Here is a 26,301-nt window from a genome sequence, read left to right as displayed (position 1 = left end):
TTATAACTTCTACATAGTGAATTGTCTACGTCATCAATTAGCGTTCATTTTTTATTATTCGCTAGACCCTTCGTAATCTTACTTCTAGATAATTTTTACCTCTACTACCTTTCAACAGTAATTTCCTACTAAAAAAACCAGGAAAGTTTGTCAACTTTCCTGGCTTGGTTAATCGTTGTTACCCTTGGTAACCAATCGTCATCCCGATAATTAAAATAATTAAAACAATTGTCGTAATCGCTACGTACAGTCGATCCCCTTCCTTAGCAAAGGCGTAGATTGACACCACGACCCGCAAGACGGGGGTTAAAATTAGTAAAAAGATTCCCAACATTAAAACTGCGTAAGGCTTTAATTGCATAGCTCCTTGGAAAATCACTCCCAAACGGGTTGGTAAGGCACCAGCATAACCCGAACCGTTTTTTACTAACCATAAACCGATTCCGCAGATAATGACGATTGCGGAAATATAAACCCCTACTTGTAAAATACGGCCAATCAATAATTCGACGTGATTCATTTCTTTTTGTTTAGCGTTCATCTAAAAGTTCACCCCAAATCCTTTTAAAACCATTTGTAAGCCCATGTATAGCAATACCGGAATGAAGATTAACCGAATCCACCGGGGACGCAGGCGTTGCATAATTCGGCTTCCTAATTGGGCACCAAATAAAATTCCAATTGCTAAAGGGCCCGCAATGTCAGCATGAATCGAGCCGTTGAAGAAGTAAACCATCGCACTAGCTGCAGCGGTAACCCCCATCATTAAGTTGCTAGTGGCGCTGGAAGGTTTTAACGGCATCTTCATGATGTTATCCATCGCCATCACCTTAAACGCACCGCTTCCGATTCCTAAAAGTCCGCTAGCTAATCCAGCGCCAAACATCACTGCCGAACCTCCTGGAACATTTTCCACTTGGTAATTAATTTGTTTTTGCAGCGCCTTATCGTAGTAACTGCCGCTAAGGTTAAGTCGGTTAGCTAAACGATCGTTCTTTGCGCTACCCTCTTCACTACCCCCTTGACGAAGCTTTCGGTACATATTCCAACTCGAAAAAACGAGAAATGAGCCAAACAGTACGTAGAGGACCGTCGAATTAAAAATCCCGGTCATAATCGCCCCCACAATCGCTCCGACCGTGGTCGCAATTTCCAAAAACATTGCTACCCGCAAATTAAGCATCTCGTCCTTTAAGTAGGCAATGGTAGCACCTGAACTAGTCGCAATTACGGCGATGATACTTGCACCAATTGCGTATTTAATATCGAGTCCCATCCCAATGGTCAAGACCGGGGTGATAATCATCCCGCCCCCAATTCCAAGGATGGCGCCAAACACTCCGGCCAATAGACCGACCAGCAGTAAAATGATTAAATGACTTGCCATAGATCAAATTCTCCTTCTAACTTAATTAAGTTTTTAAAACTCTACGATTCTTAACTAGTATTTTAATCTAAAAAACAAAAGAGGTTGGGAAAAATTTCCCAACCTCTCCATGTTAATTCTTAATTTTGTTTGGGCTAATCGTGCGTCCCTTAAATTGTTAATATCTATTTATCTTCTTGGGTAGCAGGATCAGCGGAACTACTTCCTGAATGACTGCTATCTTCCGAAGAACTGTTGCTTGAAGAACTCGAACTAGCCGCCTTATCTTCATTTTCTGGTAATTCCGGTGCATCGGTTACGTAATCGTCAACCGTGGACCGGCCGTGATTTTGTTCGAGCAAACTAGTCTTGGATTTTTGCGCCTTCTTCAGATTCTTCAAGGCCGTCTTCTTAGTGTAGCTGTAATCCGCCTTATTGACCTTCTTAAACCAGTCTAAGTCTGCAAAGCGCAGCAAATCACCATTAATGATCCGGTCGGAATAATTCAACTCGTTATTAACGTACTGTTGAATTTGTTTAACCTCCCGTTTTTGACTAGCCGTTTCGTCAGTAATCTGTTCCCCAGTAGCCGTGTAGTACAAATCGCCACCGTACTTGGTGTACTTCTTAGAAACGAAATCTCCGTTTCGGAACGCCACAATTTGGTTATACTGTTTAGAATTAATGTCGTGCCCAAATTGATAAGCCCCTGGCGTATCAATTCCTAAGAGGTTCAATAGGGTTGGCATCACGTCAATTTCACCACTGTAATTGTGGTTGACGCCTCCCTTTAGACCCGGAGCATGAATCATGAACGGTACCTTTTGGAACATTGCCAAATCATAATTAGTAACCCCTTTTAGACCTAAAATCTTGGCAATTGCGGGTTTATGATTGTTTGAAATTCCATAATGATCACCGTACATCATGATCAAACTCTTGTCGTAAAGTCCGGTCTTCTTCAAGTAACTAATTAATTCCCCAACCGCTTGGTCAAGGTAATGGGCCGTTTGAACATATGGATCCACGGTTGAATCCCCCGTCTCCCACGGATCAATAGAAACATTTTTCTTTTCGATTCCGTAAGGGTAGTGGTTAGAAACCGTGATTAATTTTGCATAGAACGGCTGTGGAAGCTCTTCAAGGAACTTCGCGGACTGTTGTAAGAACAACTTATCCTTCATTCCATATCCACTTACGTAGCCCTTCTTCAACGAGTAGTATTGCTTACTGAAGAAGTACTGGTAACCAAATGATTTATAAGCGTTATCCCGGTTCCAGAAGCTAGCTACGTCCCCGTGGAAGGCTGCGGTAGTGTAACCGTGCTGATCCATAATTGCGGGCATGGATTGGAAGGTGTTGGTAGTACCATCCGTAACCATCGCTGATCCTTCAGGTAATCCAAACAACGAATTTTCTAACATCATCTCGGCGTCGGCCGTCTTTCCTTGCCCAACTTGGTTAAAGAAGTTGTCATAAGCTAGCGTGTTCTTGTCATTGTAGAACTTATTGATGTTAGGGGTAATTTCCTTTCCCTTCCACTTTTGGTTAATGACAAATTGTTGCAAACTTTCTAAGTGAATAATAATTACGTTCTTACCCTTCGCAACACCCTTATATTCGATGTTGGCGGGCACGTTATTCTTCTTTAAAAACTCGTTAATTGGTTTTAATTGAGAACTTTTGGCTTCTTTCTTCTTATTACTATTCTGAACGGTCTTAACGCCGTCGTATAAGGTGAAGCTTTGTAATCCCAAATACTTAACAATGTAGTTATTATCAAACGTCCGGGTCAACAATCCGGACCGGTTTGAATAAGCAAGGGCTAAGTTAGCGGCTAGAACCCCAATTGATAGAATCGTGACCGCTAATGAATTAACCAGCTTGAAACGTTGTTGGTCAATTTTAGCAAAACCAAACGCTAAAATTGCAATGACGAAGATTACATCCACGAACACTAAAAAGTCGGTTGGTCGTAAAATTCCCATCAAGCTTTTTCCCAGGTTATCCGATGCGGCACCCGAGCCCTTGATTAAGTTAAAGGTGATAAAGTCTGAAAACTCTCGGTAGTACAAAATGTTGGCAAACAGCCAGGTTGATAAGATTGCATCCATTACAATCATGTACCAATAGGCCCATTTACCTCGGATATATAATCCAATTCCAAATAATAGAATGGCAAAGCCAAGGGGGCTGATGGCTAAAATTAATTCCTGCATCCCACCTTGAACACCCAGCGTAAACTTAGTTTGGTACGCAATGTATGATTTCAGCCAAAACAGCCCGGTAATCAACATAAAGAACCCAAACTTGGTGTTCAATCCCCGGCGAAACTTACCCCATAAACGATTCATGCTATCGTTCCTCCACATGATATTTCTTAAATAACTTATCCATTATAGCCCATAATTTACTTGGTTGGCTGTTTGAATCGGTTACTTTAGAAAGTTTTATTTTTTAAAGTTTTGCGGTGAGTTCTACGTCAGGATACTTGCCTTTGAACCAGCGTTCCGCGAATTGATTTTCGAATAGGAAGAGCGGTTGTCCAGCGCGGTCCTTCACCAACAAATTCCGGGAAGACGACATTTTTTCGTCCAGTTGTTCCGGATTGATCCAGCGGGCAATTTTCTTGCCCATTGGTTGCATTACCACTTCCGAATTGTATTCGTTTTGCATCCGGAATTGGAACACTTCAAATTGCAATTGACCCACGGCGCCAAGGATGTAATCCCCCGTAGTGTAGTTTGTGTACAACTGCACCGCACCTTCTTGAACCAATTGCTGAATTCCCTTATGGAAGGATTTTTGTTTCATTACGTTCTTTGCAGAAACGCCCATGAATAATTCTGGAGTAAATTGCGGTAGCTTTTCAAATTGTACCGGCTGCTTGCCGGCGTAAATTGTATCCCCAATCTGGAAATTACCCGTATCGTATAAACCGATAATATCTCCAGCAACCGCACGTTCAACATTTTCCCGTGCGTCCGCCATAAATTGAGTTGAATTGGAAAGCCGCAATGTCTTACCAGTCCGTTTTAAAGTAACGTCCATTCCCCGGTCAAATTCTCCGGAACAGATCCGTAAAAAGGCAATCCGGTCCCGATGGTTAGGGTTCATATTCGCCTGAATCTTAAAAACAAATCCGGAGAATTCTTCGTCAGTAGGTTGAATTTGTTCGCCGTCCGCCACTTTATGCGCGGATGGTGCCGGAGCAAATTGTAAATAAGCATCTAGGAAAGTTTTTACCCCAAAGTTAGTTAAAGCTGAACCGAAGAAAACCGGAGTCAATTCACCCTTGGCAATCTTAGCCTCGTCAAATTGGTTCCCCGCTTCCTTCATCAAGTCCACTTCCATCATTGCGTCTTGGAAGACACTTTCTTCTTCAATGGGATTAGGTTCTTTTAGTTCCCCGTTACTATCAAGCGCTAAATATTCGGGCTCGTCAGTATGTAGTTCAATCCGGTTGTTGTAAATGTCATACAAGCCTGCCAGACCCTTTCCCATCCCAATTGGCCAATTCATTGGGTAAGCGTCAATTCCGAGAACTTCTTCTAGTTCATTTACTAGGTCGAGCGGTTCACGGCCGTCGCGGTCCAACTTGTTCATAAAGGTAAAAATTGGAATTCCACGCATCTTACAAATTTGGAACAATTTTTTAGTTTGGGGCTCAATCCCCTTTGCGGAATCAATCACCATCACTGCGGAGTCCACGGCCATTAGGGTCCGGTAAGTATCTTCCGAAAAGTCCTCATGTCCAGGAGTATCCAAAATGTTGATTCGTTTTCCTGCATAATCAAACTGCATCACTGAACTAGTTACGGAGATTCCCCGCTTCTTTTCAATTTCCATCCAATCTGACTTAGCATAGTTACCCGTCTTCCGAGCCTTAACCGTCCCGGCTTCTCGCACTACGCCCCCAAACAATAGTAATTGCTCGGTAATGGTGGTTTTCCCCGCATCCGGGTGAGAAATAATCGCAAAAGTGCGTCGCTTATCGACCGCCGCTTTTAATTCTGCCTGGTTCATATTCGTTCCTTTCCCTCTAAAAAATAAGATTGGAATCATTTTGATATCCCAATCTTAACTGTTGTCTTAATCTTTTTTATAATCACCAAGACCTAAATCACGCTTGATTTTAGTTGTCGAGATTCCTTCGGTCCGTGGTAAATAAATAACTTTACAGTAATCCTTGAGAAAATCAAATTGACCCTTCCAGTCGTCGCCCATTACGAAAATATCAATATCATTTTCCTTAACGTCATTTATCTTTTGATCCCATCCGCGTTCTGGAATCACTTCGTCAACATATTTAATCGCTTCTAAAATATACTTTCGGTCTTCGTACGGGGTGTAAGCTTTCTTGCCCTTAACCGCATTAAACTCGTCCGTTGATAAACATACTGTCAAATGGTCGCCTAATTCACGTGCCCGCTTTAACAACCGGACGTGTCCTTTATGCAACAGGTCGAAAGTCCCGTAAGTAATTACTCTTGTCAAGATTTTTTTCTCCTTGAAATAATTTATCTAACTCTGTAGATATTACCATATTAATAGCAAACTACCAAATTTAGCCTATTTTTCTGGCTTAACCTTTTCTTCAATCTTATCTCGGTCTAAAACCCAGATATGGTGGATAAAGTTAATTAAAACTTTAACAATTGCGTAAGTCGGTACCGCCAAAATCATTCCTAAAATTCCTGCAAGTTTTCCCGCTACCAACAATAAAATAATGATGGTTAACGGATGAATTTGCAAGGACTTGCCAATTACGTTCGGGTATATTAGATTTCCGTCCACTTGTTGGACAATTAAGACCACGATGATTACCGAAATTACCTGTTCGGGGGACTGGGCAATCGCCACTAGCAACGAAGGAAAAATCCCAAAATAAGGTCCGACATACGGGATGATGTTGCAAATTCCCGCGATCACGCCGAGCACCAACCCGTACGGCTGATGAATAATCATATAGCCAATCACGGTAAAGGTTCCCACGAAAATGCATTCGATTACTTGTCCAGAAATGTAAGAAGATAGCGTGTCACTCATCGAATAAAATAAATCTAACACACTTTTGCGGTTGTGTTCTGGGACAATCCGCGAAATTGTCGGAATTAATTTGTATCCGTCCTTTAACATGTAAAACAGAATAATGGGCACCGTAATCACGATGACCGTGATGTTAGTAAGCGCCGCGATAATATTACCGATGCTGTTAGTCATGTTCGCCAAAAATTGTTCCGCGTATTGGCCAATCTCACTATTCAGATTTTTTAGATACGGGTCAAAATCAACCTTGCGCAGCCAGGAGTGGTCGACTAGCTGAGGAATGGCAACCTGCAGTTTCTTGGCAATCATTGGTAAATTCCCTAACATTTGGGAAATTTGATCGATCAAACTGGGCAAGAAAGAGCTGATTCCCCAAGCAATTAGGAGCAGGAATCCCACAAATACCAACACCACCGCCCAGGTACGCGATATCCGAAACTTCTTATAATGGACCTTCATCAACAACTTCACCAACGGATGGAGCATGTAGTATAAGAAGGTCGCCAAGATTAACGGCATGAATACCGTGCTAATAAACGTTCCAATCGGGCTAAACAAAAAATCAATTTTAGTACAAACCCACAGTAAGGTCGCAATAATTAACAATTCCAACGACCAGTACATTAAGGGCGTTTTACGAAATTTTTCAAACATTTACCAGACTCCTCATTTTCATCTATGTTCAGTGTATTCTTTTTTAAAGAAAAGGGAAGTGCTCTTCACACCTCCCTTTTTTACCGAGTATTGCGCTCCGCTATATTCAGATAACGTTTGTACCAAATATTAATAAACTCAACCGAAAACGGTCCACGCTTTTTATTTATCCAATCCGTCAGTTCCCGTACACTATCCAGCAAAATCTGAATCGTGTCCGCGGAATAGTGCCACTGCCGACTGAACTGCTCGAATTCGTCCGTATCCAAAAGGCGCCGTTCGCCATTGGGAAACACCTTAACATCTAAATCGTAATCAATGTACTTGAGGGCTTCGCGATCCAAAACATATGGTGACGCAATGTTACAGTAATAGGAAACTCCGTTATCCCGAATCATCGCCACCACGTTAAACCAAGTATGCTTATTAAAATAAACCAGCGCCGGTTCCCGGGTCACCCAGCGGCGGTCGTTATCCTCGATCACCACCGTGTGATCATTACAGCCAATAAACTCGTCTTGACTATTTTTTAGAACCATTGTTTCACGCCAAGTCCGATGCAAACTACCATCATGCTTATAGCTTTTTATCGCAATATACTCGCCTTCCTTTGGTCCATCTGAGTATTGAGACATAGCATAAGCCTACTTCCTACAGCTGAAAGCTTTCAATTTCTCTTCAATTATACCAAAGTGGACTTTAATTTTGCACTATCCATTCCAGAAACTTAAGAATCATTTTCGTTTAAAAAACGTTCAATTAATTCCATTTCAAAACCTTTTTGATATAACGACCGTTTAATTTTAGTGGTTCGCTGGTATTCCGGTTGCCCCTGGTACCGCCGTAACAGTCGTTCACCCAATTTACGTAGCTTTTCGTATTCTGCATCGCTATCGACCGTAAATTCGATTTCAGCGAGTGCTTTTTCGATAATTTCGCTAGTGAAACCCTTTTGCATCAAATTTTGCCGAATTTTCAGCTGTTGTTGCCGGAGTGCTTGTGCCTGATGCCGTTTTTGCAGTTTCTGTCCGACCCGGACTGCTAGAGCCACCTGTTCAGCATCAGTAAATAGCTGCAATCCCGCTTGCAAGTCGTTTTCCAGCACCCCTTTTTGCCGTAAATGATTAATTAGGTACCGGGGCCCCTTGTCGCCCGTCCGCATCATCGTCCGCACGTAGCTTTTGGCGTACTCCCGATCGTCTAATAAATTCAAATCAGCTAGCTTAGCAATCACCGCTTCGATTACCGACTCCTCGTAATCCTGCTGACGTAATTTTTGGCGTACCTCATTTTCCGTACGCAACTGCCCGGTTATATAGGTTAGCGCAATATTATAAGCCTCAGCATTAGTTTCATACTCGCCAATTTCCTTTAATAAAGTGCCGTTCACGGCCATACCCTTACCTAACCGAAAGTGAATGAAGGTTTCCTCGCTAATTGGAAAAGCGTACTCGCCGTCCAAAAAAACGTTGTAACGCCCAGCTCGTTTTTGTGCGGTAATTTTAGTAATTTTTTTAGTTTCTTCAGAATTAATGTTAATCAACTCCTTTTTTGCTATACTTTGATAGGAAAATATTGGAAAGAAGGATCAAACTATGCCAACTGCAAAAGTTGTTTTTGCTACCATCACTGGTAATAATGAGGACTGTGCTGACATCATTACCGAAGCTTTAGAAGATTTAGGCGTGGAAGTTGACGAAACCGAAATTTCACAAACCGACGCTGCCGAACTTAAAGACTACGACATTAACGTCATTGTCCCCTACACCTACGACGAAGGGGCACTACCTGAAGAGGGGCTCGACTTTTACGACGACCTGGCCGACCTTGATTTGAGCGGCAAAATTTACGGAGTCGCTGGATCAGGAGACACATTCTACGAAGAATTTTATTGCGTCGCCGTTGACAAGTTTAGTGAAGCTCTCACTAAGGCTAACGCAACTAAGGGAACTGCCGATCTTAAGATTAACTTAGCTCCCGAATCGCAAGAGGATCTCGATCACCTAGATCAATTCGCCCAGGACTTGGTTGACGCCTATAACGCCCAAAATTAATTCTTGTATGTAGCAAAGCGTAGAAGCTGATTTGGTTCAGTTTCTACGCTTTTTTACTTTCAAACTTTTACTGTTGAATCCTAACCACCACGGCTAAAGTTTTCCTTCAACTCTATTATAACAAAGGTACTTGCCAAAAAAGCTAAACCCGCCACTTAAAGACGGGGGCGCCTCATAATCGTGACGGGTTTATTTTTTGGGTTAAGCTAATTGCCCGGGAAGGACGCGCTTTTCTTTTGGCGGAAATTGCTGGTCAAATTTATTAACGTCGCTTTCACTGACGTAATATGCTGAAGGCGTGTAGTAGAGTGCTCCTTGTACTTGCTCAAAGAAGCCTTCCCGTAATTCCTTTGCCAAAAAATATGGGAGTTCTCCGTTTTCAGGTTCACCCGCATAACGAATTCCCTTAGTAGCTGCAACTTCAAAACCAGCGTGTTTATAAAAGGCTAAGTTACCTTCAATGCATAGTGCGGAGGCCCCCCATTTACGTGCTTGAGCAATTCCATAATCGAGCAGCTTTTTCCCATACCCCTTCCGTTGGTAAGCCGGGGCAATTGATAATGGTCCAAATGTTAAAACGGGCACTTCATTCCCGTTTTTATCAACCATTTTTGCCTTCACAAAGCAAATTTGCCCGATAATTTGGTGGTCTTTTTCCATTACTAAGTTAAGCTGAGGGACAAACTCGCGACTTTTCCGTAAGACATGTAATACGTAATGTTCATAACAACCTGGCCGATAAACGTTCCAAAAGGCTTCCCGAACCATCGCTTCCGTTTTCCGGTAGTCAGCTGGTTGTTCTAACCGAATCAAATAATCTTTTTCCATTTTAACGATCCCCTTAAGAATTGAATTTAATGGCAATTCCAGAAGATTTGTAAGCCAAACCTTCTGGCTAACCTACAATCGCTAAGGTGCTGTAATTAATCATTCAACCTTCTCCTTAATGAATTTGTTTTGAGCTTATCAAAGAGGGGTAGAAAATTCAAGAAAATACCCTACAATTACAAATTTCCAGAATCATTTTAATTGTCATTGGCCTTATTTTGGCTAACTTAGCGGGTAATCATTAAAATAACTGCCATATGTAAAAAGTGTACCCCAGTATTCAATAGGGGTACACTTTTTAGTTCACTAAGCATTTTAACTAATTAATTTTGCCTTTTAGTTTCCATTTACAGAAAACTTATTATTCCTTCGTCGCCTAGCTCCTCAACATTACTGTGACGCTCTCAACGGTTCGGATCTTGCCAATCACTCGTCGCCTTGCTCCTCCTTCTTGGAGTCCTATCGCATGGAGCGTCTCTAGCAATCTCTTCGTCGCCTAGCTCCCCGACATTACTGTGACGCTCTCAACATGCGGCGTCTGCGGGAACTGGTCTACCGGCGTGATTGGTTGATCCACTTTGTAGCCTTGAGCCTGGAACCGGTCGATGTCCCGGACCAAAGTCGCCGGGTTACAGCTGACGTAAACCACTCGTTTAGGAGCCATTGCCACAGTTGCGTCAATCACACTTTCGTCGAGGCCTTTGCGTGGTGGATCCACTACCACAACATCTGGTTGCATCCCTTCAGCTTGCCACTTCGCCATTTGGTCTTCCGCCTTGCCGACCACAAATTTAACGTTCTTAGCTTGGTTTTGGACGGCGTTAACCTTCGCGTCCTGAACGGCTTCCTTAACAATTTCGACTCCGTAAACTTTCTTGGCAGCTTGCGCCATCGCTAGGGAAATCGTGCCAATTCCACTATAAACGTCCAAGACCGTTTCTTTACCAGTTAAGCCGGCTTTTTCGATTGCTAGCTGGTAAAGCTTTTCAGTTTGCACTGGGTTAACTTGGTAGAAGGAATGTGCTGAAATAATGAATTTTTGACCCAACAATTCATCGTGAATAACTGATTCACCAGCTAACAGGCGATCTTCCTTCCCCATAATAACGTTAGTCTGCTTAGGGTTAATATTTTGAATTACGCTAACTACCCCATCAATTTGATAAATAGCTGCAGCAATTTCGTCTAAATGGGGAACTGAGCTGGTGCGGGTGATCAACACCACCATAATTTCGCCCGAACGCCGGCCCCGACGAACCATGATATTGCGCACTACGCCGCGTTGGTTAATTTCGTCGTAAGGTTCAATTTGGTATTCGCGTAAAATGTCTCGAACTTGGAGGATTACTTGGTCAATTACCGGATCTTGAATGTAAAAATCTTCGATCGGTACTAAATCATGCGAGCCGCGCTTGAAAAAGCCGGTGGCTAACTGTCCCTTAACTTTTCGAACCGGAACCTGCGCTTTATTTCGGTATCCCGTTGGGTTTTCCATCCCGACCGTTTCCGCAACTTCAATTTGTTCCAAGTGGGACTTTTGCAATAAGTTTTTAATTTGAGTTTGCTTAAATTTTAATTGCGCGGGGTACGCAATGTGTTGCAACGGTGCAATTCCCGTTTGCGTATACGTAGCATCGTTTCCCGCAACCCGGTCTGGGCTTTCCACTAGAACCTTTTCCACCCGGCCAAACGCAAAATTTTTCTGCACTTTAGTGATTTTGACTTGAATTTGTTCGCCTGGGATACTGTCGGCAATGAAAATTGGAAAATGCTCGATTTTAGCTACGCCCATTCCTTGATAAGTTAAGTCGGTAATGTCGACCGTATATGTTTGGTTTTTTTCTACTGGTGCTTTAATTTTCATTGATTTCCCCTTATTGATAATCTAATAAACAGAGTGGGACAAAAGCCGGGTAGTTTGTGAGCATTAACCGGAAATCGCCGGTTCCGACTGATGTTGCCGGAATTACCGATTTCAGGTTAAGCGGAGCAAACTGACTTTTGTCCCACATTTTAGCTTCATTTAAGTTAATGGTTCAAAATGCTTTCCAGTGCTTTATGGTTCCTTGAAAAACACTTTTGATTTTAATGCATGACGATTAGAAGTAATCAACCGTAGTTAGTCACGGTGCATAATCACTCTTGATCATCCTGTGATAGGTTTTGAACTTCAGCAACAAATTGTTCTTCAACTTGGCGGTACTCATCGTCTTCCGGTTCACTGACCGGGACACTATCTAAATTAGTAAACATGTCGATATGCCGTTTTAAGTTCTTGAAAACCATTGGAGCGTCACCACCATATTCGCCATCTAAATTAACCATGACCCGTTCATTAACCGGGTTAACGACGACCTTACGCGCCTTCCGGTAAATAATCCGCGGGTCGTCAACATGCTTGCCGTTAAGCGCCTTGACCATCAAGTGTAACAGGTCAGGTAAACTACTAGATTTCACGATGATCATGGTGAATTTTCCATCATCTAACGAGGCGTCGGGCACAATTTGTTCAAAGCCCCCGATTGAATTAGTTAACGCCAAGAAGAACATGGACGCTTGCCCATGGAAATGTTCTCCGTCATACTCAATATCCATCTCGACCGGCTTCACCCGGGGCAACATTTCTGCCCCCTTCACGATGTAAGCTAAGTATCCAAAAATACTCTTCAAGTTGGATGGCACGTCGTAAGTCAATTCAGTCAGCAAACCACCCGCTGCGATATTAATGAAGTAGTTATCACCGGCTTTACCAATATCCATCTTCATCCGTTGATTTTGGAGCACTACCTTTGCGGCCGCCACCGGATCTTCCCGTGGAATCCGCAAAGCCCGGGCGTAGTCGTTGGTGGTTCCAGCAGGGATGATTGCTAATTTAGGGCGCCGGTGGAGCGGAGCGATTCCGTTGACCACTTCGTTAATGGTCCCGTCGCCGCCCGCTGCCACAACTAAGTCAAAACCATCCTTAGCAGCTCGGTGCGCTTCGTTTTTGGCAGAATTAGGTTCCGGAGTTGTTGCAAATGCACTGGTCTCATATCCCGCCTTTTCAAATACCGCCAGAATTTCAACTAAATGCTGCTTGATCATTTCCCGACCTGAAGTCGGGTTGTATATAATACGCGCACGTTTTCGCATCGCACGTTTTCCTCCGCTTCTATTCCACTAACGAGCGTTGAGCTCTTGCATTAAGATTTGATTTACCACCTTCGGGTTCGCCTGTCCCTTAGTTTGTTTCATGATTTGCCCAACTAAGAAACCAACGGCCCGATCTTTTCCGTTCTTAAAGTCAATTACTGATTGTTCGTTATCATCAACTACTTGCGTAATGATTGGCTTCAAAACTGCTGGATCGGAAAGTTGTACTAAGCCCTTTTCCTTTACCCAGCTAACTGGTTCTTCACCCTTAGTAATTGCCTTGAAGACTTTCTTAGCAATCTTCGAAGAAATGGTTTCGTCACTGATCATCTTAACCATGCTAGCAAGGTGTTCTGGCGTAATCTTCGTGTCTTGTAAGTCAACCTTTTGATCGTTCAAGTAGGCGTTTACGTCACCCATTAAGTAGTTAGCAACCAACTTAGGATCTGCATCAAAGGCAATTGCTGCTTCGAAGAAGTCGGACATTTCCTTCGTTTGGGTAAGCACCATGGCATCGTAGTCACTTAAGCCCAGTTCGTTAACGTAACGCGCACGCCGTTTACCAGGCATTTCCGGCATCTTATCTTCTACCGCCTTGATCCATTCGTCACTGATGGTGATGCTTGGTAAATCTGGTTCAGGGAAGTAACGGTAATCATCCGCGCCTTCCTTAACCCGCATTAGGATGGTTTGACCTGTAGCTTCATCGTAACGCCGGGTTTCTGGACGTACTTCTCCACCGGATAACAAAAGCTTTTGTTGCCGCTTTTCTTCGTAAGCCAATCCCTTCCGGACGAAGTTAAAGGAATTGATATTCTTCAATTCGGCCTTGGTACCATAAGTATTTGAGCCTTCCGGACGGATGGAAATGTTAACGTCCACCCGCATGGAACCTTCTTCCATCTTCACGTCTGAAATCCCAGTAAACTGAATCCGTTGCCGAAGTGCTTCCAAATATGCGTAAGCTTCGTCCGGTGATTCGATGTCTGGTTTAGAAACGATTTCGATTAACGGGGTTCCCTGTCGGTTCAAGTCGACGTAGGAGTAGCCGTTAGGGTTATGGGTATTCTTACCAGCATCTTCTTCGATGTGCATTTCGGCAATCCCAACTTTTTTCTTCTTACCGTCTACTTCGATTTCAATCCAGCCGTCCGTTCCAATGGGCGTATCCGCTTGGGTAATTTGGTAGGCCTTAGGATTATCTGGGTAGAAGTAATTCTTCCGGTCAAAATGCTCGGTCCGGGCAATGTTAGCATGCAATGCCTTGGCAGCCATCATTCCGGCTTCCACAACCCCTTTGTTAGTTTGGGGCAAAACGCCGGGGTATCCCCAGTCAATTACGTTAGTATTTTCGTTAGGCTGATCCCCAAATTCTACGGGTGAAGGACTAAATATTTTGGAATTAGTTTTTAATTCGATGTGGACTTCAAGTCCGATAGTGGTTTTAAAATTCATTATTTGTCCTCCGTTTCAGGGTGTTTTTGGTAAAAATTAGTTGCCGCTTCAAAAGCAGCCCCTGCTTGATACATAGTTTGTTCGTCAAATGGTTTAGCAATCATTTGTAAACCAACCGGCATCCCTTCGCTGAAGCCTGCTGGTAATGACATTGCTGGCAATCCCGCTAAGTTAACTGGGATCGTCAACACGTCGTTCATGTACATGGTCGTTGGGTCATCAACTTCCGCACCAATTTTATAAGCTGGAGTTGGTGCAGTTGGCCCAATGATTAAGTCGTAATTTTCGAAAACTTTATTGAAGTCGTCAATGATTAAAGTCCGCACTTGGGCAGCCTTCTTGAAGAATGCATCGTATGATCCAGCTGAAAGTGCGTAAGTTCCCAACATGATCCGGCGCTTAACTTCGTCGCCAAATCCTTCGGAACGGGATTTTACGTAAACGTCTTCTAGGTTCTTTACGTCGTCCGCCCGGTAACCGTAACGAATCCCATCAAAACGTTGCAAGTTGGAAGAAGCTTCTGACGAACCAATGATGTAGTAAGCCGCCACCCCGTAGTTACTCCGTGGTAGGGAAACTTCTTCGACCGTTGCTCCTAAATCCGTTAACGTTTGAACGGCTTGTTTGATGGTTGCCTTAACGTCTTCATTAATTCCTTTGCCAAGGTATTCTTTAGGAAGGGCGATTTTCATCCCTTTAATGTCTTGTCCAATCTTAGCCGTGAAATCAGGAACTTCCTTATCCGAACTGGTAAGGTCCCGTTCGTCCATTCCAGCAATGATGTTCAATAAGGCTGCGTTATCCTTAACCGTTCTCGTCATCGGACCGATTTGGTCTAAACTTGAACCAAATGCAATTAATCCGTACCGTGAAATCCGGCCGTACGTTGGTTTTACCCCAACAATTCCGGTATAGGAAGCTGGTTGGCGAATGGAGCCCCCAGTATCTGAACCAAGTGCGGCAATCGAATTACCAGCCGCGACCGTGGTTGCTGAGCCACCAGAAGAACCGCCGGGAACTTTAGTGTGGTCCCACGGATTCCGGGTCGTGCCGTAGAAAGAAGTTTCTGTTGAACCACCCATCGCAAATTCATCTAGGTTGGTTTTTCCAATAACGATCACGTCGTTAGCCTTTAAACGTTCAATTACCGTCGCGTCGTAAATGGGCGTAAAATTACTCAACATCTTTGAAGAAGCGGTCGTTTTTAAGCCCTTAGTAACGATGTTGTCCTTGACGGCAATGGGAATTCCCGCCCACAAATTGTCAGGGTCAACGCCCTTTTCGTCAATTGCTTGTGCTTGTTTTAAAGCTTCGTCGCGGTTAATGGTGACAAAGTCGTTTAAAACGGCTTGGTCAGCTTCGATTTGGTCTAACGTTTGGGATACCAACTCCGTAACGGTTAATTCCCGGTCAACCAATTTTTGATGGAGTTCGGTCACCGTAATATCAAAAAACTTCATTATGCTTCCTCACTTTCATCAAGAATTGCGGGAACCCGAATGAACCCGTCTTCAGTATCGGGTGCGTTATTTAAGAGTGCTTCCTTATCTCCTGAACGAACGGCTTGATCTTCGCGCATCCGGTTCAATTGATCAGTTACGTTGAACGTTGGTTCCACATCAGTCGTATCGACTTCGTTTAATTGTTCAACCAGGTCGATGATGTCCTCGAATTGATTTGTAAACTTTTCTAATTGGGCATCATCTAATTTTAATTTAGCCAACGTAGCTACGTGTGCTACGTCGTTTTTGGTAATGTTATTTTCAACTGTCATTGCTTGCTTCCTTTCAGAATTAATAGCTTGTAAAGACGTGCGAACTAAAGGTCTTATCCTTTGATGAACGGGATAAGAAGCTTTGAACGTCGTCACTCGAACGAATCGTAATGTCGATATTTACCCCGCTTGGCAGGTATTTTTCCGCCTGGGTCGAAACAAACTGCGTGAAACTATTAATTTCTGTCTCACTATAGAATTGAGTGGTAATCGTCACGCTCATTCCTTGCATTGAATCCCCTTTGTAACGAGCCTTCGCGGTAATTCCGCTCAAGTTAGGGAAGAAACTTTCCACTTGAGTTTTGAAATTATCAAAAGCAGTCGAATCGTTGCTATTCGGCGTACTTTCGTTATCCCCGATTGGGTAAACCACGTTCTTATAATCCAAGTTTTTCCAACTAGCTAGCTGATTGCCCTGATTATTAGAATACCGGATAAAGGTTCCCCCGGTCAAACTATCATTAGACGCTTGTTTATAAACGGCAATCACAATCGGAATATTTTTGAATTCGTCTTTCTTCCGCAATCGTTGCAGTACTTCTTTAGCAATCCGCGTACTTTGCTCTTTAATTTCCGCGTCCGAAATTTTAGTTTCGTATTCTGCACCGTACTGCTTCTTTTGATAATAGTCGACCGTGTTCATTGCTAGTCCAATCGTGACCCCCTTCAACTTCAAGGAGTTCCCCGATTTTTGCATGTAGTCTTGTTCTTCAAGTGCTTGCAAATAAATTGGGTTTCGCTTATCAGGATCTTTAGAACCATTATCCTTCGGATTGAGACCATCAGGGTTCTTCTTGGACTTCCGGTCTAGCCAACTTTGAACCGTATCCGAACTAAGATATTGCCCCTCTTGGAAAACGTATTTGGATGGCGCAAAAACTTCTTTGGAGACGTCTTGCAAGCCCGTTTCAAAACTCTTCGTATTATTTACGTTGCCATTTTGATCCGCAGTTAACCCGCGGGACTTGCTGACCACGTACTTTCCGTTTTTTATCACTCCGGCGTATTGTCCAGAAGAGGAGCCCGTTGTTTGATAAGTTGTCTTTTTATTTTTTTCACCGGTCACGTTATTGGTTGCCGACGACATGGAAGAATTATTTAATCCCCCACAAGCCGACAAACCGACTCCGAGTAATAACGTGGCAACTAATAAACTGATTTTTTTAGTTACTTTCATAGAAAAGTTCCTCAAACTTTCGTTATATACCTAATTATACCGCTAAAATAAATCACATCTTGTCTAATGCTAAGCTTAGTCCGTAACCCGCTTAATCGGTGCAAAGGCTGCTAATAGACGCTTAATCCCCTGATCTTTAAAGGCGATGTCTAATTCCACGTCTTCGCCGGTCCCAGAAACCTTAACCACCGTACCAACGCCCCAAGCTTTGTGTTGCACTTTATCGCCGGCCGCCCAACTAACTTTTTCCGCGCCAGTACCTTGGTTGGTAGATACTTTAGCCCGTTGAGTACCGTAAACACTAGCAGTTGCCCGGGCGTTTCGTTCCCGATCAAACGGATATTTGTTTCTACTGCTTGAGCTGAATCCTTGAACCTGTTCGTTTTCGTCTTGTAAATATTCTGCGCTAATTTCCCCAATAAAGCGAGATGCAGGATTATTTTGTGTCCGTCCGTATAACATCCGGGAATAAGCGTTCGTTAAGTATAACTTCTTTTGTGCACGGGTAATTCCCACGTAAGCCAACCGACGTTCTTCTTCAAGTTCGTCAGGATCGGTAGCCGCCCTGGATAATGGGAAGACCCCTTCTTCCATTCCTACTAAGAAGACTACGGGGAACTCAAGCCCCTTCGCCGCGTGTAGGGTCATCAGCGTTACTGCCGATGGTTCTTCTTCTACATCGTCTTGGTCAGAAACTAAGGCAAGGTCTGCTAAAAAGTCCACCAAGCGAACGTTATCACCATTTTCATCAGCAACTTCGGTCCCTTCCGCGTCGTTTTGTTCGTCAAATTGCTTGGTTACCGTGAGGAATTCGTTGATATTTTCTAACCGAGCTTCCGCTTCCATGGTTCGGGTTTGTTCCAAGGCAGCCCGGTAGCCGGTTTTATCTAGTAAAGTTTCCGTTAATTCCGTGATGGAAAGAAATTCGGCCGACTTCCGTAAAGCATCGATTGTCTTGGCAAAATCTTCAATCGCGTTGCGCGTGCGTCGAGCAATTCCGTTAGCAATTTGCACGTTGCGCGCCGCTTGTAAAAGCGACCAACTATTTTCGTCCGCAAATGCCTGTAGCTTAGCCATTGAAGTTGCACCAATCCCTCGTTTGGGTTCGTTGATTACCCGTTCAAAACTCATGGAATCCTCTTCGTTAGCGATTAACGTGAGGTAACTGAGAACGTCCCGAATTTCCTTGCGGTCGTAGAACTTATGTCCCCCCACCATGGTATAAGGAATGTTGGCCTTCACGAAGGTATCTTCAATCAATCGGGATTGCGCGTTCGTCCGGTATAGGATTGCAAAATCACCGTAATCAAAATTATTTTCTTCAATTTGTTTGCGAATTTGTTGAACAATGAAATGGACCTCGTCATTGCCGGTTTGCCCCCGGTAGTACGAAATTTTAGCCCCTTCAGCATTATCCGTCCACAATTGCTTAGGCTTGCGTTCCACGTTGTTAGCAATCACGTCGTTAGCCGCGTTCAAAATGTTTTGGGTAGAACGGTAATTTTGTTCCAACATAACCGTGTGCGCGTCGGGATAATCGGATTCAAAATTCAAAATATTTTGCATGTCGGCACCCCGCCAACCGTAAATACTTTGGTCAGAATCCCCCACTACGCATAGGTTCCGAAAACCTTTTGCCAGCATGGTAACCAATTGGTATTGCGCTTGGTTAGTATCCTGGTATTCATCCACGTGAATATAGTGGAATTTGTTTTGATAAAATTGCAACGTTTCGGGACTTTGTTCAAACAACCGAATTGTTTGCATGATTAAGTCGTCAAAATCCAACGCTTGATTGGCTTTTAACCGTCGTTGATATTCGTCATAAATCTTACCAACCGCCTCATCATGCGGGTTACTTGCATTTTCTTGGTAATCTGCCGGAGTCATTAAATCGTTTTTGGCGTTGGAAATCTTTCCCAATACCGACCGAGGATCGTATACTTTTGGATCGTAATTCAAATCTGCAAGTACGTGTTTGATCAGCGTCCGTTGTTCACTAGGGTCAGCGATTGAAAAAGCCCGGTTGTACCCGATCTGTTCAATGTCACGCCGTAAAATTCGTACGCACAACGCATGGAAAGTGGAGACCCAAATTTCAGATGCCACTTCGCCCAATAAATTAGCCACCCGTTCACGCATCTCCCGAGCCGCCTTATTGGTAAAGGTAATGGCCAAAATGTTCCAAGGATTTACATCCTTTTCTTCAATCAAATAGGCCACCCGGTGCGTTAACACCCGTGTCTTTCCACTACCAGCACCCGCCATGATCAGCAACGGGCCCTCCGTTGTTTGGACGGCTTGCTGTTGCATATCATTAAGACCTTTTAATAAATCATTTTCAGGCAATTCGTTCAATCCTCTCTATTTGTAACTAAAAAACAACCACAGACCATTATAGCAAAAAAGCCGGTTCATTAACCGACTTTAAAGCGACTTTTACCAAACATCTGTATTATCAATTTGCTCTTGAATTTGCTTGACGTTGTCGCCATCCGCCAACACGTAGCCCACGTGATTTTCATCCTTGTGTTCGCTAACCTGCGGATAGAAATGGAAGTGCCAATTATCTTTGATTAACCACTGTGTTTTAATTTTTTGCATTTGCGGTTCGGCAACGTTCAACATGATGGTCGGCACTTGAAGCCGAATATCACTGATCACCATCCCACTGAGGGCCCGCAAGGTTTCTTCGTAAACCGTCGTATTCGAAGCTAAGTTAAAGATATTTTGGGAACGGTGAATTCCAGGAATCAACCGTTTTAAGTAAATTTCTCCATCTTGGACGTAGAACACAATTGAAAAGACCCCTACGTATTCAATTGAATTGGCGATTTTCGTTGCTTGTTCCAATAGGTTATTTTGAATCCGCGGATCAATATCTACCGGAACCCGGGTTTCTTTTAAGTGATGGTTTTGATAGATATTTTCCACCATTGGGAACATTTTTTGCCGGTGGTTTTGGCCCTTTACTACGCTCAACGCCACTTCGCGACCAGTGTCTGGCCATGATTGTAGTAAATAGGTCCCCCGTTCGAGCAATGGAGCCGCCTTGGGAACGTCAATTTCACTTTCCAACAGCAAGCTTTGTTCATTCAACGGATCTTTCAAGATTGGTTGTAAAATTCCGGGATACCCAATCTCATTAACCGAATCGTATAAATCATCCAAATCGACGATGGTAACGTACGGTGCCGTTTTAATTCCGAGTTGTTCCATCGTGGCCTTTTCAATGATTCGATCTTGGTTGAGCTCAAGTAACTGGGTTCCTTGAGGGATGGAAACAAATTGTTGTAGGTATTTAATGATCTTAATATCGACCATCTCAGATTCGTACATCACAATTTTGCAACGTTCCGCAAATCGTTGAAGTTTTTCCCCATCGTTTAAGCTTCCCACGAAACTTTTATCCGCATAGTGAACCACTTCATTTTGCTCCGACGTGACGTAAACGGAAACTTTAAAGCCCATCGACTTAGCGGTGGTTACCAATTGAACACTGGAACGCCCTTCGCCGATAATCCCAATCATATCACCTGGATAAATAATCTTTTTCGAAGTAATTACCTCATTTTCCACTTTTGATCATCCTGCCTGTTCCTCAATCTATAATTACTCAAATTCAACTTGACCATCGTCAGTTAACGCCTTAATTTTAGCTAAGGACTCTAGTTGCACGTTGCGATCCTTGATGATTTGACTTCCCTTTTGGAAGGTCTTTTCAATCACGATTCCGACGCCCACCACGTCGATTTTAGCAGCGTCCGCAATGTCAAATAAACCGGACACGGCTTGTCCATTAGCTAAGAAGTCGTCAATAATTAGTACCCGATCGTTAGAATCAATGAACCGTTTAGAAATCGAAATTTGATTGCTGGTTTGTTTGGTATATGAATAAACTGACGCCGTATATAAGTCATCTTTCAACGTTAAACTTTTGTGCTTCCGCGCAAAAATTACCGGAACATCCATTGCCAATCCGGTCATTACTGCGGGAGCAATCCCTGAAGATTCTACGGTTAAGATTTTAGTTACCTTTTGGTCCTTAAACAACCGCGCGAATTCTTTTCCAATTTCAAACATTAATTGTGGATCAACTTGATGATTTAAGAAGCCATCAACCTTTAAGACATTGTGTGGTAAAACAATTCCTTCTGATCTAATCTTGTCTTCAAGTAACTTCATCCCGTAACTCCCCCTGAATTATTATTTATCATATTGATTTAAATTATATTTTTGAATCAAGTTAATTAACTTGGCTGGATAATCCGGATCCGTGGCGTATTGAGCGTCGTACAGCGCTTGGGCAGCTTGCTTATAATCACTTGCTGTAATTACCGCTTGATATTGCCGAGGATTCCAATTAGTCCCGTTCACCAGTAGTAACGAATGATCACGCATTGATTCTTGCCACGAAGAATAGACTTTAAAACGGGCCGCCACCGTGACCCATTTGCCGTTTACAAATTCCTGCGTTTTAAAATAACGACTGTTCTGATCGGAGTCACCTTTAATTCCGTAGTAATTATTAAACTTTTTGGACAACGTGCTTTGTCCCCAGTCTGATTCTAGAATTGCCTGAGCCATCGTAATGCTCGGCAAAATACCATATTGCCGCTGCATCTGCTGAGCATATGGCGCAATTGTTTTTATAAACTGTTGGTGACGCTGTGCGGTGGCACTGGTGGTGGTCAAGTTATCCGTAACCTGGGTAGCTTCCGTGCGGAGCTTCATTCCCAGTTCAACTACCAAGCATACCACTAAAAGCAGCCCAATAATTGACGAAACTTTTAACTGTCCCTGCTGATAAAAAAAGTTATTCTTTCGCCTACGTTTTTTCTTCGCCACTGGTGGTCAAGACCCTCCATTTTAGTGTACATTCTTAGTTTAACCGAAGCACCTTAAAAATAATAGTCCGGTTCCCCGAGATTAAACAAAAAATAATTTTTTACTGCTTAAAACGTTGCTGCCCGATTTTAGAAAACTTCAAGAGTGGCGTAGCTAGTAGTGGCGCAATAATTCCAGCAGCAATTGCTTCGGGAATACCGTGCATCCCGGCGACCGTTAGTAAATATGGCATCAGTTCTTTTAAATTGAGCGCCGTGTATACTTGGGAACCGTTATGGTAGAAGACGTAAATCAGGCTCAATACTAACACCGTGTTAACTAAAGAACCGACGATTGCGCCAATTAAGAACGTCGCTTGCTGTGGAACCCGCGTTTTTATCAGCCAATTAACTAACCAGCCGGTAATAACCCCGATTAGAATTCGGGGGACGATTGAAATTAGCGGATTAACCATTACTACGTTGCCTAACGCGCTAGAAGTAACGGTAATTGCGCGAAGCCAATCCACCAGGCCCCAAATTCCGCCGATAATTCCACCGTCAACGGGGCCTAGAAGAATTGCCGCCACGATAACCGTAATATGAATGGTAGTAATTTCTAATGGACCAACTGGAATGTAGCCGATTAAGGGCACGTAATTTTGAATAATAATAATGGCTGCAAATAAAGCTAGGATACTGATTTTTCGTGCATGATTTGCCTGTTGCATGGTGTAAACCCCTCGCTGAAAAAAGATTGGATATATTATAGCATGAGAGCGCACCATCCTCTGGGTAGTTTGTGAGGATTAACGTAATTTTACGGTGAATTTAGCTTTTTAAATTTACCGTAAAATTGGGTTAACCGCAACGAACTGGAGGATGGGGCGCGTTTTGGCTTCGTAGCAAAGTCCCGTTTAGTTAACAAGGCTGGAAGGTAGAACTACATCTTAACCATCTACCTAACAAATCTCCACAATAAAAGCTTGCTAATTAGGTTACAGAACGCTATTGACAGTCTCAATTACTCCCCCCGAAAGTGATTTAAATTAAATTTAACGCTACTTCTGCCTAAACCGCGTTAAAATACATGTAACATTGATAAATTACGTATTTAAGGAGCTCTTATGAATCTTGAACCCAACTTTAATAATTCGATTTTAGCTGCGCTGAGTAATTATCAGCTACCGGCTGACAATGAGTACCTTCCCCAATTAATTACTAATCAGGCTACGGTCAACCTTAAACTTCATTTAGAACAGGAATTGCAAAATTGTACTGGTTTCACCCTGGCGGTGGCTTTCATCACGAACGGGGTTCTTACCGATTTAAAGGTGCAATTTGCTGATTTGGCAAGCCAAAATATTACCGGACGAATTTTAACTTCTACTTATTTGTATTTTAACCAGCCGCACGTTTTTGAAGAGCTGCTTAAAATTCCTAACGTGGAAGTTCGAATCATTGATCAGCAACAAAACTTTCATGCAAAAGCCTACCTCTTTGATAAACCTGAGGGGTACCAGACTTTCATCCTTGGAAGTGCTAATTTAACCGAAGCGGCCTTAATCCAAAACTACGAATGGAACATTAAACTAACTGCCCAGCGTCATGGACAGCTAGCTCGCACCATTAATCGTGAAATTGAGCAACTCTGGCAAACGGCCCAGCCGCTTAATAAAACTTGGCTCGACCAATATAAAGAAGCCTATCGCCAGGCCGCTCCTCGTTTTGGCTCAACTAAATTACCAACGTTAATTGCGACAACGATAACCCCCAACACCATGCAAAAGGATGCCCTCGCCTCACTAACCGAATTGCGGCAATCCGGGGCAAAGCGTGGCCTTATCGTTTCGGCTACCGGAACTGGTAAAACCTACTTAGGTGCTTTTGATGTACGGAATTTTAACCCGCGCAAATTCTTATTTGTTGTTCATCGCGAACAAATTCTACGTAAATCCTTACGTAGTTTTCGAAAAGTACTTGGCGGTCCGGCAAGTGATTACGGAATTCTTTCCGGAAATCAGCACGATACCGACTGTAAATATCTTTTTGCTACCATTCAAACCTTGTCACGTGAGTCAGTTTTACAGTCTTTGCCCGCAGACACGTTTGACTACGTTTTAATCGACGAAGCGCATAAAGCCGGTGCGCCCACTTACCAACGGGTGATCGACCATTTCCAGCCCGAGTTTCTTTTAGGGATGACCGCCACGCCGGAACGAACGGATGATTTTAACATTTACGAGCTTTTCGATTACCACATTGCCTATGAAATTCGCTTACAAGCGGCCATTGAATCCGACATGCTCAGTCAATTTCATTACGTAGGAATTACCGATTACGAATATCAGGGCCAGTTAATTGACGAGAAAACTCCGTTACGCCATTTACTCGCTCAAGAACGGATGAACTACGTGGCTGAACAAATTGATTACTATGGTCACGATGGAGAACGAGTTTATGGCTTAATTTTTTGTAGTCGCCAAGCTGAAGCCGCGGAGGTCGCTCAAATCATGACGGCAAAGGGGCACCCCGCCCTTGCTTTGACAGGAAACACCTCGGTGAGTGAGCGTGAAAAAATCATTCGGCGATTTGAAAAGGGTGAATTAGAATATTTAGTTACCGTCGACATTTTTAATGAAGGGGTCGACATTCCGAAGGTTAACCAAGTGATTATGCTACGCAACACCGAATCCAGCATCATCTTCATTCAACAACTCGGGCGTGGCTTAAGAAAAGCTCCGGGAAAATCTTTTGTAACGATTATTGACTTTATTGGTAATTACAAAAACAACTACTTAATCCCAATTGCGTTAACTGGTGACCAATCCCTGAATAAAAATCGGCTTCGGCAACAAATTGCCACCAACCAAACCATCGGGTTGTCTTCCATTAACTTTAGTCGAATTGCTAAGGAACGGATCTATCAGTCGATCAACCATAGTAATCTCACCCTGTTGGCAACCTTACGCGAGGCCTATCAAGCATTGAAAAACAAATTGGGACGTGTACCTCGATTGGCTGATTTTCAAAAATTCGGCTCGGTAGATGGTCAAGTTTTAGTCGACAAGTACGAAAACTATCAGCAGTTTTTGATTAAAATGCATGACGAACAGCCCCTTACTAAGTCAGCAGACGCCTTTTTACGCCTAATTTCACGAGAATTTTTAAACGGCATGCGCATTCATGAACTAGTTTTGCTTCAACAGTTGTTTAAACAGCCCCGGTACGCTAAGCAAGCGTTGGTCAGCCAACTTCATGAACTGGGAACTTATACTGATCCAGCAACTTTGCAGTCGGTAAACAACCATCTCGATTTAAGTTATTTTCAGCCTCGTGATCAAGTTAAATACGGGCAAACAGCTTGGGTTACTCTGCAAGATGGTTACTATCAGCTTAACGATGAGCTCTGGGCACAATACCAGCAAAATCCGTACTTTAAAGACTTGGTTGACGATGTCTTACAAGTTGGCATGTGGAATAGCAAACGATACGACCAACAAACGAAGTTCACCCGCAACCAACGTTACACCCGTCGACACGTCAACCGCTTATTGGGCTGGCCTAAAGACCAATCTTCCGCGATTTACGGCTACAAAGCTAATCAAGGAAGTTGTCCGCTTTTTGTCATCTACCAAAAACGGCCCCAGTCTCCGGTTGCTGCTCGCCACCAAAACGTTTTCTACGATACCCAGACGTTAAGCTGGTTCACCAAAACGCCTCGTAAGTTAGATTCTAAAGAAGTGGTCCACCTTCTTAAGGGAAATCGGCAACAAACCATCGCTTTTCCCCTCTTCGTGAAGAAAAGTGAGGACGAAGGTGCGGATTTCTACTATCTTGGCCTGGTAGATTTTGATTTTCAGTCTTTAGAACAACAGACCCGGATAATCAATGGACACGAAAAGCCAATTGTTAAAGCTAACTTACAATTGCGGACCCCGGTAGACTATCAACTGTATCTAAACCTCATTAATTAAGGTACACTA

General features: G+C 43.2%; 22 protein-coding genes. 2 read left to right on the top strand and 20 right to left on the bottom strand.

Annotation, left to right across the window (positions count from 1 at the left end; genetic code table 11):
• Nucleotides 1-178: 178 nt before the first annotated feature.
• From I6H64_RS01505 to recX, 8 genes are all read right to left on the bottom strand, one after another.
• On the bottom strand, nucleotides 179-541 hold the full coding sequence (locus I6H64_RS01505; RefSeq protein WP_005918925.1) for a DUF1634 domain-containing protein: 363 nt from the start codon (nucleotides 539-541) through the stop codon (nucleotides 179-181).
• Entirely contained in the window at nucleotides 542-1,387 is an 846-nt protein-coding gene (locus tag I6H64_RS01500) for a sulfite exporter TauE/SafE family protein (RefSeq protein ID WP_005918923.1), read from the bottom strand.
• A 164-nt stretch (nucleotides 1,388-1,551) separates the two neighbouring features.
• Nucleotides 1,552-3,720: an LTA synthase family protein gene (locus I6H64_RS01495; RefSeq protein ID WP_005918921.1), complete on the bottom strand. Its 2,169-nt coding sequence runs from the start codon at nucleotides 3,718-3,720 to the stop codon at nucleotides 1,552-1,554.
• A gap of 103 nt (nucleotides 3,721-3,823) precedes the next feature.
• Nucleotides 3,824-5,392: a peptide chain release factor 3 gene (locus I6H64_RS01490; protein ID WP_024862999.1), complete on the bottom strand. Its 1,569-nt coding sequence runs from the start codon at nucleotides 5,390-5,392 to the stop codon at nucleotides 3,824-3,826.
• A gap of 66 nt (nucleotides 5,393-5,458) precedes the next feature.
• Entirely contained in the window at nucleotides 5,459-5,863 is a 405-nt protein-coding gene (gene tagD / locus I6H64_RS01485; protein WP_002832202.1) for a glycerol-3-phosphate cytidylyltransferase, read from the bottom strand.
• A gap of 75 nt (nucleotides 5,864-5,938) precedes the next feature.
• Nucleotides 5,939-7,069: an AI-2E family transporter gene (locus I6H64_RS01480; protein WP_008841091.1), complete on the bottom strand. Its 1,131-nt coding sequence runs from the start codon at nucleotides 7,067-7,069 to the stop codon at nucleotides 5,939-5,941.
• 80 nt (nucleotides 7,070-7,149) lie between these two features.
• Nucleotides 7,150-7,704: a DUF402 domain-containing protein gene (locus I6H64_RS01475; protein ID WP_002832206.1), complete on the bottom strand. Its 555-nt coding sequence runs from the start codon at nucleotides 7,702-7,704 to the stop codon at nucleotides 7,150-7,152.
• A gap of 92 nt (nucleotides 7,705-7,796) precedes the next feature.
• The gene (gene recX / locus I6H64_RS01470) at nucleotides 7,797-8,612 is read right to left on the bottom strand and encodes a recombination regulator RecX (RefSeq protein WP_004165485.1); all 816 of its coding nucleotides are present in this window, start codon (nucleotides 8,610-8,612) and stop codon (nucleotides 7,797-7,799) included.
• A 52-nt stretch (nucleotides 8,613-8,664) separates the two neighbouring features.
• Here recX and I6H64_RS01465 point away from each other — a divergent pair, with 52 nt between their 5' ends.
• The gene (locus I6H64_RS01465; RefSeq protein ID WP_002832208.1) at nucleotides 8,665-9,123 is read left to right on the top strand and encodes a flavodoxin; all 459 of its coding nucleotides are present in this window, start codon (nucleotides 8,665-8,667) and stop codon (nucleotides 9,121-9,123) included.
• Between the two features lie 201 nt (nucleotides 9,124-9,324).
• Here I6H64_RS01465 and I6H64_RS01460 read toward each other — a convergent pair whose 3' ends face one another.
• The 12 genes from I6H64_RS01460 to I6H64_RS01405 form a co-directional block, all read right to left on the bottom strand.
• Complete coding sequence (locus I6H64_RS01460) at nucleotides 9,325-9,951, bottom strand: GNAT family N-acetyltransferase (protein ID WP_024862997.1); 627 nt, start codon at nucleotides 9,949-9,951, stop codon at nucleotides 9,325-9,327.
• A gap of 496 nt (nucleotides 9,952-10,447) precedes the next feature.
• Entirely contained in the window at nucleotides 10,448-11,815 is a 1,368-nt protein-coding gene (gene rlmD / locus I6H64_RS01455; protein ID WP_008841089.1) for a 23S rRNA (uracil(1939)-C(5))-methyltransferase RlmD, read from the bottom strand.
• A gap of 272 nt (nucleotides 11,816-12,087) precedes the next feature.
• Complete coding sequence (locus tag I6H64_RS01450; RefSeq protein ID WP_005918907.1) at nucleotides 12,088-13,083, bottom strand: diacylglycerol kinase; 996 nt, start codon at nucleotides 13,081-13,083, stop codon at nucleotides 12,088-12,090.
• A 27-nt stretch (nucleotides 13,084-13,110) separates the two neighbouring features.
• Complete coding sequence (gatB, locus tag I6H64_RS01445) at nucleotides 13,111-14,538, bottom strand: Asp-tRNA(Asn)/Glu-tRNA(Gln) amidotransferase subunit GatB (RefSeq protein WP_008841087.1); 1,428 nt, start codon at nucleotides 14,536-14,538, stop codon at nucleotides 13,111-13,113.
• Nucleotides 14,538-15,998 (bottom strand): Asp-tRNA(Asn)/Glu-tRNA(Gln) amidotransferase subunit GatA, encoded by a 1,461-nt coding sequence (gatA, locus tag I6H64_RS01440; protein WP_005918902.1) that lies wholly within the window; start codon nucleotides 15,996-15,998, stop codon nucleotides 14,538-14,540. Before gatA ends, gatB begins: the two co-directional genes overlap by 1 nt.
• Nucleotides 15,998-16,312, bottom strand: coding sequence for an Asp-tRNA(Asn)/Glu-tRNA(Gln) amidotransferase subunit GatC (gatC, locus tag I6H64_RS01435; protein WP_005918900.1), 315 nt, complete (start codon nucleotides 16,310-16,312; stop codon nucleotides 15,998-16,000). Before gatC ends, gatA begins: the two co-directional genes overlap by 1 nt.
• A gap of 19 nt (nucleotides 16,313-16,331) precedes the next feature.
• A complete protein-coding gene (locus tag I6H64_RS01430) occupies nucleotides 16,332-17,489 on the bottom strand; it encodes a CamS family sex pheromone protein (protein ID WP_005918898.1) in 1,158 nt (385 codons plus the stop codon).
• A gap of 75 nt (nucleotides 17,490-17,564) precedes the next feature.
• Nucleotides 17,565-19,838, bottom strand: coding sequence for a DNA helicase PcrA (gene pcrA, locus I6H64_RS01425; RefSeq protein WP_036685151.1), 2,274 nt, complete (start codon nucleotides 19,836-19,838; stop codon nucleotides 17,565-17,567).
• A gap of 90 nt (nucleotides 19,839-19,928) precedes the next feature.
• Nucleotides 19,929-21,068 carry an ATP-grasp domain-containing protein gene (locus tag I6H64_RS01420; protein ID WP_002832220.1) on the bottom strand — a complete coding sequence of 380 codons (1,140 nt, stop codon included), beginning with the start codon at nucleotides 21,066-21,068 and terminating at the stop codon, nucleotides 19,929-19,931.
• A 33-nt stretch (nucleotides 21,069-21,101) separates the two neighbouring features.
• The gene (locus I6H64_RS01415) at nucleotides 21,102-21,674 is read right to left on the bottom strand and encodes a xanthine phosphoribosyltransferase (RefSeq protein WP_002832221.1); all 573 of its coding nucleotides are present in this window, start codon (nucleotides 21,672-21,674) and stop codon (nucleotides 21,102-21,104) included.
• A 21-nt stretch (nucleotides 21,675-21,695) separates the two neighbouring features.
• Entirely contained in the window at nucleotides 21,696-22,337 is a 642-nt protein-coding gene (locus I6H64_RS01410; RefSeq protein WP_002832222.1) for a glycoside hydrolase family 73 protein, read from the bottom strand.
• Nucleotides 22,338-22,437: 100 nt separating this feature from the next.
• Nucleotides 22,438-23,046, bottom strand: coding sequence for an ECF transporter S component (locus I6H64_RS01405; RefSeq protein ID WP_008841083.1), 609 nt, complete (start codon nucleotides 23,044-23,046; stop codon nucleotides 22,438-22,440).
• Between the two features lie 396 nt (nucleotides 23,047-23,442).
• Here I6H64_RS01405 and I6H64_RS01400 point away from each other — a divergent pair, with 396 nt between their 5' ends.
• Nucleotides 23,443-26,292 (top strand): DEAD/DEAH box helicase, encoded by a 2,850-nt coding sequence (locus tag I6H64_RS01400; protein WP_008841082.1) that lies wholly within the window; start codon nucleotides 23,443-23,445, stop codon nucleotides 26,290-26,292.
• Nucleotides 26,293-26,301: the final 9 nt, after the last annotated feature.

This window comes from Pediococcus acidilactici, assembly GCF_016127815.1.
Lineage (GTDB): Bacteria > Bacillota > Bacilli > Lactobacillales > Lactobacillaceae > Pediococcus > Pediococcus acidilactici.
This window is presented reverse-complemented; position numbering and strand designations above follow the sequence as displayed.

Coding starts and splice junctions, on each gene's coding strand:
- I6H64_RS01495 (WP_005918921.1), bottom strand. CDS start 3,720: ATGAATCGTTTATGGGGTAAGTTTCGCCGGGGATTGAACACCAAGTTT.
- I6H64_RS01480 (WP_008841091.1), bottom strand. CDS start 7,069: ATGTTTGAAAAATTTCGTAAAACGCCCTTAATGTACTGGTCGTTGGAA.
- I6H64_RS01450 (WP_005918907.1), bottom strand. CDS start 13,083: ATGCGAAAACGTGCGCGTATTATATACAACCCGACTTCAGGTCGGGAA.
- I6H64_RS01490 (WP_024862999.1), bottom strand. CDS start 5,392: ATGAACCAGGCAGAATTAAAAGCGGCGGTCGATAAGCGACGCACTTTT.
- rlmD (WP_008841089.1), bottom strand. CDS start 11,815: ATGAAAATTAAAGCACCAGTAGAAAAAAACCAAACATATACGGTCGAC.
- I6H64_RS01415 (WP_002832221.1), bottom strand. CDS start 21,674: ATGAAGTTACTTGAAGACAAGATTAGATCAGAAGGAATTGTTTTACCA.
- I6H64_RS01430 (WP_005918898.1), bottom strand. CDS start 17,489: ATGAAAGTAACTAAAAAAATCAGTTTATTAGTTGCCACGTTATTACTC.
- I6H64_RS01405 (WP_008841083.1), bottom strand. CDS start 23,046: ATGCAACAGGCAAATCATGCACGAAAAATCAGTATCCTAGCTTTATTT.
- gatC (WP_005918900.1), bottom strand. CDS start 16,312: ATGACAGTTGAAAATAACATTACCAAAAACGACGTAGCACACGTAGCT.
- I6H64_RS01505 (WP_005918925.1), bottom strand. CDS start 541: ATGAACGCTAAACAAAAAGAAATGAATCACGTCGAATTATTGATTGGC.
- I6H64_RS01500 (WP_005918923.1), bottom strand. CDS start 1,387: ATGGCAAGTCATTTAATCATTTTACTGCTGGTCGGTCTATTGGCCGGA.
- gatB (WP_008841087.1), bottom strand. CDS start 14,538: ATGAATTTTAAAACCACTATCGGACTTGAAGTCCACATCGAATTAAAA.
- I6H64_RS01465 (WP_002832208.1), top strand. CDS start 8,665: ATGCCAACTGCAAAAGTTGTTTTTGCTACCATCACTGGTAATAATGAG.
- I6H64_RS01460 (WP_024862997.1), bottom strand. CDS start 9,951: ATGGAAAAAGATTATTTGATTCGGTTAGAACAACCAGCTGACTACCGG.
- I6H64_RS01400 (WP_008841082.1), top strand. CDS start 23,443: ATGAATCTTGAACCCAACTTTAATAATTCGATTTTAGCTGCGCTGAGT.
- gatA (WP_005918902.1), bottom strand. CDS start 15,998: ATGAAGTTTTTTGATATTACGGTGACCGAACTCCATCAAAAATTGGTT.
- I6H64_RS01475 (WP_002832206.1), bottom strand. CDS start 7,704: ATGTCTCAATACTCAGATGGACCAAAGGAAGGCGAGTATATTGCGATA.